The 15049-nt window shown below is 40.1% G+C and carries 14 protein-coding genes; 5 read left to right on the forward strand and 9 right to left on the reverse strand.

Annotated features, from left to right (window positions below; translation table 11 throughout):
* Positions 1 to 9: 9 nt before the first annotated feature.
* From ACYX4O_RS15570 to ACYX4O_RS15585, 4 genes are all read right to left on the reverse strand, one after another.
* A complete protein-coding gene (locus ACYX4O_RS15570; protein WP_476352016.1) occupies positions 10 to 1596 on the reverse strand; it encodes an amidohydrolase in 1587 nt (528 codons plus the stop codon).
* A gap of 390 nt (positions 1597 to 1986) precedes the next feature.
* Positions 1987 to 2190, reverse strand: a complete 204-nt coding sequence (locus ACYX4O_RS15575; protein WP_036786461.1) for an alpha/beta-type small acid-soluble spore protein — start codon at positions 2188 to 2190, stop codon at positions 1987 to 1989.
* A gap of 88 nt (positions 2191 to 2278) precedes the next feature.
* A complete protein-coding gene (thiI, locus tag ACYX4O_RS15580; protein ID WP_476352018.1) occupies positions 2279 to 3484 on the reverse strand; it encodes a tRNA uracil 4-sulfurtransferase ThiI in 1206 nt (401 codons plus the stop codon).
* Positions 3485 to 3489: 5 nt separating this feature from the next.
* Entirely contained in the window at positions 3490 to 4623 is a 1134-nt protein-coding gene (locus ACYX4O_RS15585; protein ID WP_476357164.1) for a cysteine desulfurase family protein, read from the reverse strand.
* A gap of 332 nt (positions 4624 to 4955) precedes the next feature.
* Here ACYX4O_RS15585 and ACYX4O_RS15590 point away from each other — a divergent pair.
* Positions 4956 to 6319 (forward strand): IS3 family transposase gene (locus ACYX4O_RS15590; protein ID WP_476352020.1). Its coding sequence is split into 2 segments (ribosomal slippage): positions 4956 to 5403 and positions 5403 to 6319, totalling 1365 coding nucleotides; the frame shifts between segments, so codons are not numbered across the junction.
* A gap of 350 nt (positions 6320 to 6669) precedes the next feature.
* Here ACYX4O_RS15590 and ACYX4O_RS15595 read toward each other — a convergent pair.
* Both ACYX4O_RS15595 and ezrA read right to left on the reverse strand, forming a co-directional pair.
* Positions 6670 to 6990: a hypothetical protein gene (locus ACYX4O_RS15595; RefSeq protein WP_476352022.1), complete on the reverse strand. Its 321-nt coding sequence runs from the start codon at positions 6988 to 6990 to the stop codon at positions 6670 to 6672.
* A 9-nt stretch (positions 6991 to 6999) separates the two neighbouring features.
* Complete coding sequence (ezrA, locus tag ACYX4O_RS15600; protein WP_476352024.1) at positions 7000 to 8700, reverse strand: septation ring formation regulator EzrA; 1701 nt, start codon at positions 8698 to 8700, stop codon at positions 7000 to 7002.
* Positions 8701 to 8865: 165 nt separating this feature from the next.
* On the opposite strand from ezrA, the gene hisJ reads away from it, so the two are divergent.
* A complete protein-coding gene (gene hisJ, locus ACYX4O_RS15605) occupies positions 8866 to 9672 on the forward strand; it encodes a histidinol-phosphatase HisJ (RefSeq protein WP_476352026.1) in 807 nt (268 codons plus the stop codon).
* 90 nt (positions 9673 to 9762) lie between these two features.
* On the opposite strand, the gene refZ is transcribed toward hisJ, so the two are convergent.
* Entirely contained in the window at positions 9763 to 10401 is a 639-nt protein-coding gene (gene refZ, locus ACYX4O_RS15610; RefSeq protein WP_476352028.1) for a forespore capture DNA-binding protein RefZ, read from the reverse strand.
* Between the two features lie 118 nt (positions 10402 to 10519).
* On the opposite strand from refZ, the gene ACYX4O_RS15615 reads away from it, so the two are divergent.
* The gene (locus ACYX4O_RS15615) at positions 10520 to 10999 is read left to right on the forward strand and encodes a GAF domain-containing protein (RefSeq protein ID WP_476352030.1); all 480 of its coding nucleotides are present in this window, start codon (positions 10520 to 10522) and stop codon (positions 10997 to 10999) included.
* A 103-nt stretch (positions 11000 to 11102) separates the two neighbouring features.
* Here the strand turns inward: ACYX4O_RS15615 and ACYX4O_RS15620 are convergent, their stop codons facing one another.
* Both ACYX4O_RS15620 and ACYX4O_RS15625 read right to left on the reverse strand, forming a co-directional pair.
* Positions 11103 to 13004, reverse strand: coding sequence for a sensor domain-containing diguanylate cyclase (locus tag ACYX4O_RS15620; RefSeq protein WP_476352032.1), 1902 nt, complete (start codon positions 13002 to 13004; stop codon positions 11103 to 11105).
* Between the two features lie 99 nt (positions 13005 to 13103).
* Complete coding sequence (locus ACYX4O_RS15625; protein WP_476352034.1) at positions 13104 to 13718, reverse strand: hypothetical protein; 615 nt, start codon at positions 13716 to 13718, stop codon at positions 13104 to 13106.
* Positions 13719 to 14033: 315 nt separating this feature from the next.
* Between ACYX4O_RS15625 and rpsD the strand changes: the two genes are divergently transcribed.
* Together rpsD and ACYX4O_RS15635 are read left to right on the forward strand one after the other, a co-directional pair.
* Positions 14034 to 14636 (forward strand): 30S ribosomal protein S4, encoded by a 603-nt coding sequence (gene rpsD, locus ACYX4O_RS15630; protein WP_476352036.1) that lies wholly within the window; start codon positions 14034 to 14036, stop codon positions 14634 to 14636.
* Between the two features lie 110 nt (positions 14637 to 14746).
* The gene (locus tag ACYX4O_RS15635; protein ID WP_476352038.1) at positions 14747 to 14989 is read left to right on the forward strand and encodes a hypothetical protein; all 243 of its coding nucleotides are present in this window, start codon (positions 14747 to 14749) and stop codon (positions 14987 to 14989) included.
* The last annotated feature ends 60 nt before the right edge of the window (positions 14990 to 15049 follow it).

A 15049-nucleotide genomic window follows, 5' to 3' on the forward strand; every position in this document is an offset into this window, starting at 1 on the left:
CTTACTCGTTTATCGCTGATAGACAACGGTACCATCCACAATCGTTCTTGTAACATTTGCTTCTAGAAGACGATCAGGATGAAGAGCAAAGAGATCTCGATCAAAAATAGTAAAATCGGCATCATAGCCTGCAATGATCTGCCCCCTCTTGTTTTCCTCATGAATGGCGTATGCGCTCCCCTTTGTATAAAGAGATATTGCTTCATACATAGTCAGACACTGCTCACCACCATATACCTTTTGGTCATGAACTGATTTTCTTATAACCGCTGCTTGAATGGCTAAGAGTGGATTAATCTCCTCAATTGGCGCATCTGAACCCCCTGCACAAGGTATGCCGCTTTGTATAAGACTCTTCCAGGGATAAGCATTCTTTAAACGATGTTCACCAATTCTTTCTAACACCCACGGGAAATCAGAGGAAACAAATGTAGGCTGAATATCCACAATGGAATTCGTCGTCTTCATCTGGTCATAAAGCTTATCTTGCATAAACTGTGCATGAATAATTCGATCCCGATAAGGAGCATCGGGAACCCCATTTAAGATACGTGTAATCATAGCAACAGCTTCATCCCCAATGGCATGAACGGCTACAGGTAGATTATGCTTGCGTGCTTTTTTGACAAGCTGAGCTAAATGTTCTTCTTTGTGAATAGCCATCCCTCTATTCCCTTTATCATCTTCATAGCCTTCCGATAAAAGAGCCGTACGGCCACCAATAGCTCCATCAGAGAAAATCTTTACAGCACCTAGTTCAACGAAATCTGAGCCACTTTTGTAACTCAATCCTTCTGTTAACATATCATCTAAAACCTCATGATGAACAAGTAGGTGAGCCCGAAATTTCGATTGATGACCTCCTATACTGTTTTGAAAAGCCCCATATGTCTTTTTGAACCCACCGTAGTAATTAAGATCTTCACTATGACCACCAACAATCCCATTCCTTGTAAGGTCCTCTACAGCTACAGATACAGCTTTTTCAAGATATGCTTGACTATAATCGGGCATGGCCGCCTTAATGGGATCTTGAGCGGCATCTAAGAAATACCCAGTCGTTTCCCCATGTTGATCTCTTACAACCTTCCCCCCTTGAGGGTCTTCTGTTTCTTCTGTAACCCCAGCAAGCTCCATTGCCTTTGAGTTAGCCAACAGTGCATGTCGACAAACTCGAGTTAGCATAATAGGATGGTCGGTTGATATCTCATCTAACTCTGATTTATGTATAATACGTGGGTCTGCCCATTGATTCTCATTCCATCCCTCACCAATAAGCCACTCACCTGGTGGAAGTTGCGACGCATGAGAGGCTACTGCTTCTTTCACCTCTTCAGGAGACTTCATGAACGATAGATCCAAACGAAGTAACCGCTCTCCGTGACCAATGATATGCAGGTGACTGTCTACAAATCCCGGATACATGACCTGACCTTGGAGATGATGCTCCTTATCAATCGAACCCTTCCACTTGTTCATCACATCTTCAAGAGCACCTATCATTTCAATACGGCCATTCTTCGTAACCACAGCCTCCACCTGCTCTCCCTCTTGCCTCATCGTATAAATCGTTCCACCATACCATAACTCTGCCATATGTACCTACTCCCTTGTTTTTTAAGTAACATATCATATTTCTTTAGATACTCACAAATTCTTTACCTTGTCTATGCTGAGACACTTTAATGTGAATGGGGCCGTTATGTCGTTGAGAGCCAGGGTGTCTGGGGAACGACTCGCTTTCCACGGGCGAGCTGTCGAGCCTCCTCACTCACTTTGTTCGTTCCGGGGTCTCGTCGACCTCTTTCTCCCGTAGGAGGCTTCCCAGCTCCCCGCAGGAAAGCGAGTTGTCCCCGAGCAAGCCCAATCACTCATCAAACATAACGGCCCTTCCCCGCTAAAGACTCAAACAGGTTAGAAGTTTCTATTTTTCACCCACAAGAAAAGGACAGTGTTACCACTGCCCTTTCAAACCACATTATTTAATTATTGTTGTTGCCCACCGCTGTACTGTTGTTCAGCCATTTGAACTAGACGCTTCGTGATCTCCCCACCTACAGAACCGTTTTGACGGGATGTAGAGTCAGGACCAAGTTGTACGCCAAATTCTTGAGCGATTTCATATTTCATTTGGTCTAGAGCTTGTTGTACGCCAGGTACTACAAGTTCGTTTGAGTTGTTATATGCCATGTGTGTTTCACCTCCTTGTACTACTAGCATGCGCCACAAGGAGGATCTCATTCTGAACAGTTTTTGGCAGTTCAACTAAGATTATCTATTAAAGCAAATCAGAAAATTCGTCTTTTTCCTGCGTATGATTCTCTTCAAATTCGACTGTTTCAATACCTGCAACAGTTTCTTCAATCTCATCAGTGAAGTCAACTCGCTCTTCATATTGAAGAACCTTTTCACGAGTAGGTCTTGTCTTTGGTGCACTTGGCACGAATACCGTACAACAGTCCTCAAAAGGACGAATCGAAATGTCATACATGTCAATACGCTTAGAAATATCGATTATTTCTAATTTATCCATGGATACAAGAGGACGAATAATTGGATAATTCGTTACTTCGTTAATTGTATTCATGCTTTCCATTGTTTGACTAGCAACTTGTCCAAGGCTTTCACCAGTTGTAAAGGAAAGAATACCTCTTTCTTCAGCCACACGCTCACTAACTTGAAGCATAACGCGACGCATTACAGTCATACCATAGCCTTCAGGGATCTCCCGATGAATGGTCTGCTGCAATTTCGTAAACGGAACAATATGAACTTTAATCTTATGCCCGTATCGAGTTAATTGCTTAGCTAAATCAAGGACTTTCTGCTTTGCGCGCTCACTTGTATAAGGAGGGGAATGGAAGTGTATTGCTTCTATTTCTACTCCGCGTTTCATTGATAAATAGCCTGCTACAGGACTGTCAATTCCTCCTGAGAGAAGAAGAAGGCTTTTGCCCGTTGTACCTACCGGAAGTCCACCAGCCCCAAGAATTTTTTCTGAAGTGATGTAGGTTCCATCTTTTCGAATTTCAACATTAATTTCTAAATCAGGGTTGTGTACATCAACTGTATATCCTTCTGTATTCGACAGAGCATATCCCCCAAGAACTCGGTTCATAGCTTGTGAATCAATAGGAAAATCTTTATCAACACGACGAGTGGTAATTTTGAACGTTTTCGTGTTCTTCCCATGTGTTAATGCATACACAACAGCTTCCTTCATTTGTTCTTCTTTATTCTCTACTTTTATTGCCAAGCTAAATGACTGAATACCAAAAACATCTTTACATCTTTCCAGAATAGGTTCAGGATCCTCGCCATTCAAAAGGATGTACATACGATTTCTATTTCGCTTAATTTTAATATCTTCGTAATCGTGCAATTTGGCTTTTACGTTCTCATACAACTTAGCTACAAAGTGTTTTAAGTTTTTACCTTTTAACGACATTTCTCCGTAGCGGATTAATATATGATCATAATGCATGTTATCTACCCCATTACTTCTTTTAATTCGGTTAATACATTGCGAAGCACGTGAATAAATCGCGCTCCTTCTTCCATCGTGTTATCATACGTAATACTAACACGAAGCCCTGCAGAAGACCGTTCACGTGAATGGCCACAAGCGTTAAGGACAGCGCTCTCGTCAGCGTGTTTAGAAGAACAAGCTGACTTTGTGGAAATATAGATCCCTTCCTCACCAAGAGCATGAATGACCACTTCTGGCTTATATCCCGGTACGGAAAAGTTCACGATGTGCGGCGCACTATCAGAAGGTGTGTTCATGACAACTTCATCTATTTCAGAAATCTTTTCACGCAAATAGTGATGCAATTCCTTTAGATGTTTCCTTTTGTGTTTTTGGCTTTCCTTCGTCATGCGAAGTGCTTTAACCATTGCAACGATTCCAGGGAGATTTTCAGTTCCTGCCCGATAAGAAGCTTCTTGACTTCCTCCATGCAGCAATGGAAACAACGACGTATTACGCTTCACATAAAGGATACCTGTTCCCTTCAAACCATGTATCTTATGGCTCGACATCGTACACAAATCAATCAGGGACAGATCCAGGTCTGTCTTCCCTAAGCCTTGCACATGGTCGACATGGAAATAAAGCTTAGGATGCCGACGAGCAAGCGTAGCGATCTCTTCAATAGGTTGGATGGTTCCCAATTCATTGTTGACATGCATAATACTAATTAAAATAGTGTCTTCGCGAATTGCTTCTTGTACATCCTCCACACTAACACGTCCATGTTCGTTTACAGAGAGATAGGTAACCTCGAACCCAAGCGACTCTAATGAACGACATGCCTCCAACACGGAAGGGTGCTCTATGGAAGTAGTAATAATATGCTTCCCTCTATTTTGGTGTTGTAAAGCAATCCCTTTTACAGCTAAATTGTTCCCTTCAGTTCCTCCAGAAGTAAAGACGATTTCGTCTGATTGTATACCTAGCAATTGAGCAGCCTGCTTTTTGGATTGTTGAAGAAGTCTTTCTGCTTCACTTCCAAAAGCATGTATAGATGAAGGATTCCCATAATATCGTTCTGATACTTGCTGAAAGCTTTTTAGCACTTCGGGATATGGTTTTGTCGTGGCACTATTGTCAAAGTAAATCATGGCACCGATCCCCTTTTCTCTTATTGCAATCAATTCTATTATCATACGTTTCTTCTGACTGATCTGTCAATCGCTCTCATATGTCAACATTACTATAACATGATTAGGAAGAAGTTTCAGACCCTTCCCTCGTAAAAAGGCTTTGTCGTTCAAGATTAGGGGGGATTGTTGAAGACTCGAAACTGAAAGAATGTTTCCGTTTGCGTTATTAGAGCGTGAGGTGGTTCGGGAAATCACTCGCTTTCCGCGGCGAGCTGGGGAGCCTCCTCAGTCGCATTTGAGCTTGCCCCATATTTTTGGACGAAGTTGTTCCAAGAATATGAGGTGACAAAATGAAAAAATTTACTCCATCTATCAAACATGATGTGGTACAAAGATATTTAAATGGAGGAACGAGCTACAGAGAATTAGCTGGCCGAGTGGGCGTAGATGATTCTGTTATCCGTTACTGGGTCAAACTATACAAATACCATGAAGAAAAGGCATTTATTCCCGTCTATCCAAGCTACTCTCCAGATTTTAAAATGAGGGTAATTCAATTTATCGAAAACACGAATTACTCCATTCGAGAGGCCTCAGCCCTCTTCCGAATCCCAGACTACTCAATGGTCGCCAGGTGGAAAAAGAAATGGGATAAAGGAGGAGACGAAGCCCTTGATTGGTCTGGAAAGGGGCAACCAGAAATGACTAACAAGAAACATGAATCCCAAAATGAACAGCCTAAGAGCTATGAGGAATTAAAGGAAGAAAACGAACTTCTTCACATGGAAGTTGCTTATTTAAAAAAGTTGAGAGCCTTAGTTCAAAAAGCAGACAGTCGAAACAGTCGAAACGATTCAAAGTAAAAGCGATCGATGAACTTAGGCATGAAAATAAATATTCTGTTGATCGCTTATGTGAAATAGCTGGCCTCCCACGTAGTACGTTTTACTATCAGCTTAGTGTGATGAATGGAACGGATCGTGATGAAGAGATAAGAGCCGAAATTCATAAGATTTTTGAGGAACACGATGGCTTATATGGATACCGTCGTGTCCAGATGGAACTTCGAAATAGAAACTATCTCGTCAACCATAAGAAAGTCTATCGGATTATGAAGGAAGACTATCTTAAATGTGAGGTTCGTGCACGCAAATTTAATTCCTATGGCGGTAAAGTAGGAACGGTATCTGATAACTTATTGAACCGTGAATTCACAGCTGAAGAGCCAAATGAGAAGTGGGCAACTGATATTACAGAGTTCAAGCTGTTTGGCCAGAAGATTTACCTTTCCCCTGTTCAGGATCTGTTTAACGGTGAAATCATAACGTATACATGGGGGTTCAGGCCGACGTATGCCCTCGTAGAAACGATGTTAGAGAGGGCGTTTGAATCTCTTTCTGATTCCGACGATCTCCTTTTACACTCTGATCAGGGATGGCATTACCAAATGCCTCAATATGTTCGACGCTTACAACAGGAAGGCGTGGTTCAGAGTATGTCCCGTAAAGGAAACTGTCACGACAACGCTGTAATGGAGAATTTCTTTGGAATCTTTAAGGCTGAATTCCTTTATAGAAAGTCCTTTAACAATATGGAAGACTTCCAGGAAAAATTGGATAAGTATATGCGATATTACAATGAAAAACGAATCAAAGCGAAATTAAATGGGAAGAGCCCTTCCAATTATCGCCAACAAACACTAGAAGCAGCTTAAGAATTTGTGTCCAAATTTGTGGGGCAAGTTCAATTCGCTCCCTCCGGGGTCTCCCCTAGGCTCCTACTGCCGCAGGAGTCTCGCAATTTCCCGAACCACCTCTGCCATATATGGTGTAACGGAAACATACCATATGTGAAAACCTCGCAAGTCTCCCCCCCTTAAGATGTGGGGAAGCGGAAAGCAAGTCGTTCCCCGGATATCTCAAACACTCAATGACATAACGGCCCAATTTACACAAAAGTGTCTCAGCTTCGAGCGTTCCATATAAGGGGCTTATATGGAACAGATGAAATTACAATAAACATTTACAGAACCTAAAAAAAGTCCTTTCCAAACAGGAAAGGACTTTACTTAATCTCTAGTTTTGTTAACAGGTCATCAATGGCAAACGTGCCATCTTCACTCCATTCGTTAGCCCAAGAGCGGGTTAAGCCTTTTTCTTTCCATGTTCTCTCATACTTTTCATTTACTTCTTCAATATTGAGAGCTTCATATTTAGAGACCAAACTAGGTAGGTCATCAGAAGACTTGGTTTGAAGAGTAGAGGAAAGACGTTCGCTGTGTTTTCCTACTGTACTTTCTTCTGAAGGGAACATTAGAAGTAAGATGACTACAATCCAAATCCCAATTGATAAAAAGGAGAGACCCATAACTAAGCGATTTTTCATGCTTACCTCCTATCCTACCGTCGAACGTACCCCTATATATTCACCCAAGCGATCACGCGCGCCCGGTTCCACTTCTTCTAGTGCCTCCGTTGCTAACTCTAATGCTTGATCGTACTCATAATTCCTAAACGAACGCTCAGCTTCTGATAACTTCGCTGCTGTGAAAGGATACTGGCTTCGATAACGATTACCATATTGAATCATCGTCTCAACTAGAGCTGCTTGATCTAAGAGAAGCTCTGTTTGCTCAGACGCACTTTCTGTTTCCTTTGTAGCATGGTCAAGCGACTCCCTAACCTTATTCATATCAAGCGGTTGTTCATCTAACAAATCGTGCACACGATAGAGAGAATGGGCAGCTGCCTCGATTGCACTTTGCAAATACAAAGGCACTCCTGGGATGTTACTTTTTTGCAACTTGCGATTTACGGCAATCAGCTTTTGCTTCATTACTGTAATCTGTTCTTTTGCTTCCCGTTCACCAGCACGAACTTCATGTAAACGTTCCTTAAACTGTTTATGTTGTTCGATTAACTCTTGAAGTTGGATTTCCCATCGCTCTAGTTCCTCTCGTATAGACGAATGAGGAAGACCTTCTTGAAGTTCATCCATAATGTCGTTATATTGCTTTAATAGCAGATTTACCCATTTCTCAAGACTTGTATGAATGTCCAAATCTTTATCTTCAAATTGGTATGTATGCTGCAATACTTCGATTTCTTCTTTACTCAAACGTATATCTTCACGGATCGATTGAAGTTGAGATAACAAGTTTGGTTGATGCTTCTCTACATAACTCTTTGCAAACGCTTCTTTCTCCAATTGGGAGAACATTTCGTTTACACGTTCTTCAATCTCTATGACTCCTGAACGAGCTTCTTCCATGTTTGCCTGGTCCAATTGTTCGGAATATCGATCGAGCTGCTCCTGAAAACCAGCAAGTTCTTCCTCAAAGTTATAAGCTTCAACTCGATACCCATCATCACTCATCTGCTTCAATCCGTTTACTAAGTCCTCAATTTGTGATGGGAGTTCTTGTTTACACATCTTATGAAGTGCAGGAAATTCTTCAATTTGGACAGTTAGTTGGTCAATCTCGTCTTTCATAGTTTGAACAAGTTCATTCGCTTCGAAATAATTACCTTGCTCGACAAGCTGATAATAACTCTGCAATTTCTCTTCAGCATCGTCAATCATAACTTCAAAACGAACCTCAGCACTCCCGTATCGATGACGTTGTTGCAATAATTTTTTTCGAAGTTGTTTTGTTTGTGGATGGAGTGTTTCAATATCTTTTCGGCTGTTCTCCTCGGAATGAAGTAACGTTTCTAATTCTTCAAACATCTTATCTATTGAAGACTCGATCTTGTTCAAGTGGTCTTCAATGGCTTTTATGACCTTTTTTGCAGAACCAAACCGGTATTTATCGGCATAATCCTCCGCCTCAAAAAGCTGCTCTTCAAGGTTAGGAAGTTGCTTGGATAGTATATCGTCCCATTCAGAACGCCAAGACTCAAACCTTTCTTGCGTTTCACCAGACAGATTTAACGATTTAACCTTGGAAAGTTCTTCTGTTACTTCACGATTCATAATATCCATTTTCCAACCCTCAAGCCGGTCAACTTCATCATAAATTTGCTTTCTAAAAATCAACCCCACAATAGCTCCTAAAATCACTGCTAGTATCGCACCGATGCCATACGCCGCCATATAAAGCCTCCTAACTGTCAATAGTTCATCTATGTCACACCAGGTAAAAATATGTATATAGTAATGTTTTTATGATACCATGTAAACGGTCATTTTGGCTAAATTTTTTCAAATTTATTAACCTTTTTACATTTTTTTCTACATCTTTTTTGAGGAGGTCAGCTTATGATTATCGACGGCCATGTACACACCCCATTCTGCCCCCATGGATCAAGGGATACCCTAAAACAGTACATTGAAAACGCCATTTCACAAACTTATTCATCTATTAGTTTTACTGAACACGCACCACTACCCCCATCCTTCATTGATCCTGTACCAACAAAGGATAGTGGTATGGAACTAAAATCGATGGAAGGTTATATTTCCACTTTACAAGAATTGAAGAAAAACTATGAGAAAGACATCACCATTCATATCGGTTTAGAACTGGATTACATTGAGGGGTATGAAGAAGAAATTAAAGATTTCCTCAATATATATGGGGGTTCTTTAACAGATGGCATATTATCTGTCCACTTCCTCCCTACGCCGTCTGGATATGTATGCATGGATTACAGCCCGAACTCTTTCAAGAAACTTATAGATGCCCATGGAGGAGTTAACGGTGTTCACCGACTATATTATCAAACATTACTCCGCTCTATAGAAGCAGATTTAGGTCGTTATAAACCAACAAGAATTGGTCATATCACTCTCAGCCATAAGTTCCAAAACTTATTTCCAACAGAGAAGCCCTTTACAGAAGAGACTGATGCTGTATTAGAAAGCATAAAAAAAAGAAACTATTCATTAGATATGAACAGCGCTGGTTTGAGGAAACCTTATTGTCAAACACCCTACCCTCCCTCATCCATTCTAGAGAAAGCCTTTCGTAAAGGAATTCCACTAGTGTACGGTTCAGATGCTCATAAATCTGAAGATCTCGGAGCTGGTTATTCTCAACTAAAGCAATACGTTTCGAACATTTAGCAAAACACGCTAAGAGCTTGCTAAGCTCTTAGCGCATTCCTTTCACCGATCTGTCTGTCACTAGTTCAAGTTTTTCTAAAGGCACACGTACTACATAATGCTTTCTTTTTTTGGAGGAAGACCACCAGACTGATACACATGTTCAAGCCAAAGCATAATTGTTTCTGTATATTGCTTCACGAAAAATTCTGGTGATTGATCCCACAATACATGTTCTCTCATCTCATAAGGCATTAAAAAAGGCATCATTAACATCCCTTTGAACTGAAGAAACAAATGTTGTAGTTGCATTTGTTTTACACGTGTATGCTTTAACGATTCTTTAAAAAGTTTAAATAAAATGTATTTTTCTTTAGCCAAATAGGTAACCATCATTTCACGGACAAGCACATTATCAAGGGTTAACTCCCTGTGGATGAAGCATGTAAATTGATGGTGTTGTTTCTTATACTGTATAATAACTTCTATCATTTTACGGAGTCTTTCTTGCGAAGATAATCGTTGATTCATATTTTGTTGTTCCTCTAATAATTCTATATAGGGCTCAAAATATTGGACCATAAGATGTTCAAGTAGGCCCTGTTTATTTGTAAAATGGTAACTAATAAGTGAAACATTCACTTTAGCTTTTGCGGCGATATCGCGAACAGAGGTTCCAGTGTAGCCTTTCGTATAAAACAACAAACACGCTGCATCCATCACTTTTTGTCTTGTTGACGATTTTGTCATAGCGCATGACCTCCTTATTCGAAAAGATTCGTTGAATAGGGTAATAATCCTGCATGAATCGCTCGTCAACTTTCGCCCCGTACTATTAGGAATTTTGCCAAATTAGGAGGAATATTTGATGTTTAATGTCGAACATTACAATGGAACAAAAGAACAAAATTATGACTTATTGTTAAAGCAACTAAAAGCTTTGATCGAAGATGAACCTGACCAATTGGCAAATCTCGCCAATGCCTCATCTCTATTAAACCAGTTTCTTGATAAAGTTAACTGGGTGGGCTTTTATATCTGGAAACAAGATCAACTTGTACTAGGACCATTCCAAGGTCTTCCAGCATGCGTTAGGATCCCAAGCGGCAAAGGAGTATGCGGAACTGCAATAGCCGAAGGTAAAACTCAACGCGTTGCTGATGTCCATGAATTCCCAGGCCACATCGCTTGTGATGCTGCTAGCCAGTCTGAAATTGTCGTGCCGATGTATAAAGACGGAAATATATTTGGCGTTTTAGACATTGATAGCCCTGTTAAAGAACGCTTTGATGAAACTGATGAGAAGTATATTGAGCAATTCGCTAAGCTTGTCGAACAATACATTTAACAATTTGCCCTAAAAGGAAGTAAAAAAACGCAGAGATGAAGTTCTCTGCGTTTTCTTACTCCCCCCCTATTTTTAGGTGGATGTTGTTTAGCCCGCCTTAGACCTACTCCCCCTCTTTAGTTTTCCCAATCATTTGGTCATGCTTTATACAATCTTTCCCCGATTCTTTAGCTTCATATAAAGCTCGATCTGCACGCCTAAATAAATCAACGACCTCTCCTTCGCTTGAAGCATCCCAATAGGAGACCCCACACGAAATGGTTACGCGAGGTTTGGTGTAGTGCCTTACTTTCCTCACTAACTCTTCCCCAATTTGATAAGCTTCATTTACATTCACTTCAGGGAGATAAATGGCTAACTCTTCACCGCCCCACCGAGCTGTTATTCCTTTGTTACCTATTTCTTGTCTTAACAAGTTTGACACTTCAACAATAATGCGATCTCCTTCTTGATGACCATATGTATCATTTACTTGTTTAAAGTTATCAATATCGACAATGATAAATGACCCATTTTGATCTTGAACATAATGTTTATGAACTGCTTCATCCAGATGCTTTCTAGAGTATAATTTTGTTAAATAGTCTGTACTGACCAACTTCTCTAATTCTTCTCTAAGCATAGAATTTACAAAGGCAAGTGTCGAATGGTGAACAAGCGATTGTAAAAGTTTAAACGTTTCAAATGAGAAGAAATAAGGCGTTGTATGCATTACAATGACGACTCCTTTTAACGATTCAGACTGAATCATTGGAATGGCCATAATTGATTGGTAAGGACTATAAAAAGAGGGGTTCTTTACTGAGAAATCTCCAATAAATAATGCATCTCTTTGCTCACCGATTGAGGTTGTAATGTATTGCAACAGCCTCTCAGAATCTCTTTGAGAGAAGAAGGACGAGCTTTCTTGCAGAACTTGAAAATCTTCAACATTTCCATCTTGAAAGAGAAGCACGCCCACTTCTTCTGCATGAAAAGAATGAAGAATTTGATTAGAGAGAAAAGATATTGTATCTGTTAACCTCAAATTAGAATTTAACTTATGGGTCGTTTCATTAATTAACTGCAAGTCTGTAATTAAACGTTTAGATTGTTGATATAGCCGGGCATTCTCTAATGCATTACCCGCCGTATTAGCCAGAAGTGTTATAAAGTTAATATCCTCATCTACAAACTGAACGGTTTTAGGAGCCACAACTTGTAATACCCCGTAAACACCTTGCTTTCCTTTAAGAGGAGCATAAAAACAGGACTGTCGATCATTCCAAGATTCTTCAAACTGAATCTCTCCAGTTAAATATGCTTGAGCACTAGATTTGTTACCACCGTCACTATCATAAACAAGTTCCCTGATCGGGAGATCGTGAGCACTTGAATAATCATGAGAGAGTAACAGATAATAATCAAATACCGGATATAACTGGCGCAAAGTGTCAATGATCTCAGCAAGGACATCGTTCATATTCATTGATGAATGAAATTTTGCGGTAACCTTAAACAAACGCTCATGCCGCCTCTCATCATCTAATGATTGGAAGTAGGTCCTCATCTTTACATAAACGTTCGACACTTCTTCCCCCATAATCTCTAAATCACGAAGCACCACGTTTTCTTCTAAGCTATTAGAAACGCTTATATACCCATAAGTTTCACCATGATTATACAACGGAATTAAGTAGCAACCATATTGATTGGAGTGCTCATACTTAATGACAGAAGTCCCCATGACACATTGGTTCTCACATAGCCACAACCAATCTTGGTAGGTAAGTATTTCTTGTTCTAGAGGATACTTTTTCCACATGTAGGAGGTTGGAATAAAAGCATCCTCAGTTTGGTTGTAAATGTATATACAGGCCTTTTGAGCTTGGACTGAATTCGTGATTATAGACTCAACACCTTCCACAAAACGTGACCAACCGCCTGGTTCATCCGATGTCATTAAGTCAAAAAAACGCGCCTTTAACTGAGTACGGAATTGACTATTTATTTTATTTGAAATCATCTCTACATCACCTTATTTCAGTGGAGTTCTCTATAATAAGATTCTTTCTACCATTATACTTCTTCTAGTCTTTTTTTCCTATTACTTTCATATATTTTTTCAATTTTTAACAATTATAACCTCAAACCCTTCTAAAAGAACTACCCATACGTCTCCATGATGCCCTAATTTCTCGACTTCAAGAGGACGTTTTAGAAAGGTATTTGACCATTCACTTCCATTACTATCCTTAACTGTAGTTTGAAATGTCTCGCCGAATTTGGTGACTTCTTTAATAGAAGGAGAACCTTCATCATCTCTTGTTGGCCCGGTTGTTGAAGTGCTTGATGGTTTCAAATCTTCATCTAGGAGACTCCATTCTGAATCACGCTTCATCCACAATCCCCCCCCTTGTGAATACCTAATCTCTTGAATGGGTTTATTAAGTTCCTTATAGGTATCTGCTGTGAAGGAATATGTATGAGGGTCTACATTATACTCAACTAAATAGGGTTGCTTTTCTTTCAAAGTTGTTAAGGTAACTTTCACCCCATCCTCTACTTCTCGGACAGCTAAGAGCGGAGTCTGAGTTTGTAATGGTTCACTCGTTTGTTTCATCCAATTATTTTGTACCATTAGAGCAATCCCAACAGCCACTATCAATATGCAAATAAGCATATAGCGAACAAATTGCGATTGTTTCTGTTGTATTGTAGACTCTTTATTAGACTTCATTTATAAAAAACCTCACGTAAAATTTTGCCCCATTATATCATAGCATTGTATATGAAAACTTTATTTACTGGTCACATTCTAATTGAACGTGCTTGACTTATAACAGAATAAATTCTATAATAGCTTTTGTGTAAAATAAAAGGCAGCTTAGGTGAACCACTGTCGTTATCATTTTGTTCCTCTTCTATTAAGAGGTGTATCGCGTAACTCTCGGCTGCTGGAGCGATGGTGCATGAAAACAAAATGAGCCTCAAGAACGGGACACTCCTGTTTTTATTTTATACAAAATAAAAATAGAAAAGGAGAGATCATCCAATGGCACGTTACACAGATTCCACTTGGAAAAAATCTCGTCGTTTAGGTATTTCTTTATCCGGTACTGGTAAAGAGTTAGAAAAACGCCCTTACGCTCCTGGCCAACACGGTCCTAACCAGCGTAAAAAGCTTTCAGAATATGGTACACAGCTTCAAGAGAAGCAAAAACTTCGTTTCATCTTCGGAGTTAACGAGCGTCAATTCCGTCGTTTATTCGAAGAAGCAGGTAACATGAAAGGAATCCACGGTGAAAACTTCTTAACACTTCTTGAGTCTCGCCTGGACAACATCGTTTACCGCTTAGGTCTTGCACGCACTCGCGCGCAAGCTCGTCAGCTAGTTAACCACGGCCACATTCTTGTAGATGGTGGACGCGTAAACATCCCATCTTACCGTGTGAAGCCTGGTCAAACAATCGCAGTTCGCGAAAAATCTGCTAACCTTGATGTAATTAAGGATGCAGTTGAAGCAAACAACTTCGTACCTGAGTACGTATCATTCGATGCAGAAAAGCTTGAAGGTTCTTACGTTCGCTTCCCTGAGCGTTCTGAAATGCCTTCTGAAATTAACGAAGCGCTTATCGTTGAGTTCTACTCTCGTTAATAGCTTCTACGAAACACCCATCTTTAGAGATGGGTGTTTTTTTGTGATTCTATTATCATCTATTCCCATTTCCTGATACACTAAGAACAGAAGCATAAAGGAGGGGTCACGTGTATACCTTGTATATCGCTATTGTCATTGGGATTTGCGTGCTAGCCTTTATTGGAACCCTATTAGTGGGGAAGAACGTAAATAAGTCTATTGAACAACGAGAAGTGGAAGGTGAATCTCCAGCTGCAGAACTTCAGAGATCACATAAATATGAGAAGAATTCAAGCATTAAGGTTCTCTCTATTATTTATTTGATCACCTTTATTGTGACAGCCATTGTTTCAGCGATCTTTATCTTCTAAAAGATGCCTCTCTTCAGAGTCATCTTTTTTAGTCCCCAATATGTCTATTATCCTTCGATT

It is taken from the genome of Pontibacillus sp. ABV4_188, assembly GCF_056311905.1.

Bases quoted from the DNA above. Each gene is read 5' to 3' on its own strand.
- ezrA (WP_476352024.1), bottom strand. From the start codon at position 8,700: ATGGCGGCGTATGGCATCGGTGCGATACTAGCAGTGATTTTAGGAGCT.
- refZ (WP_476352028.1), bottom strand. From the start codon at position 10,401: ATGACAAAATCGTCAACAAGACAAAAAGTGATGGATGCAGCGTGTTTG.
- ACYX4O_RS15570 (WP_476352016.1), bottom strand. From the start codon at position 1,596: ATGGCAGAGTTATGGTATGGTGGAACGATTTATACGATGAGGCAAGAG.
- hisJ (WP_476352026.1), top strand. From the start codon at position 8,866: ATGATTATCGACGGCCATGTACACACCCCATTCTGCCCCCATGGATCA.
- ACYX4O_RS15620 (WP_476352032.1), bottom strand. From the start codon at position 13,004: ATGATTTCAAATAAAATAAATAGTCAATTCCGTACTCAGTTAAAGGCG.
- ACYX4O_RS15625 (WP_476352034.1), bottom strand. From the start codon at position 13,718: ATGAAGTCTAATAAAGAGTCTACAATACAACAGAAACAATCGCAATTT.
- rpsD (WP_476352036.1), top strand. From the start codon at position 14,034: ATGGCACGTTACACAGATTCCACTTGGAAAAAATCTCGTCGTTTAGGT.
- ACYX4O_RS15615 (WP_476352030.1), top strand. From the start codon at position 10,520: ATGTTTAATGTCGAACATTACAATGGAACAAAAGAACAAAATTATGAC.
- ACYX4O_RS15595 (WP_476352022.1), bottom strand. From the start codon at position 6,990: ATGAAAAATCGCTTAGTTATGGGTCTCTCCTTTTTATCAATTGGGATT.
- ACYX4O_RS15585 (WP_476357164.1), bottom strand. From the start codon at position 4,623: ATGATTTACTTTGACAATAGTGCCACGACAAAACCATATCCCGAAGTG.
- ACYX4O_RS15575 (WP_036786461.1), bottom strand. From the start codon at position 2,190: ATGGCATATAACAACTCAAACGAACTTGTAGTACCTGGCGTACAACAA.
- thiI (WP_476352018.1), bottom strand. From the start codon at position 3,484: ATGCATTATGATCATATATTAATCCGCTACGGAGAAATGTCGTTAAAA.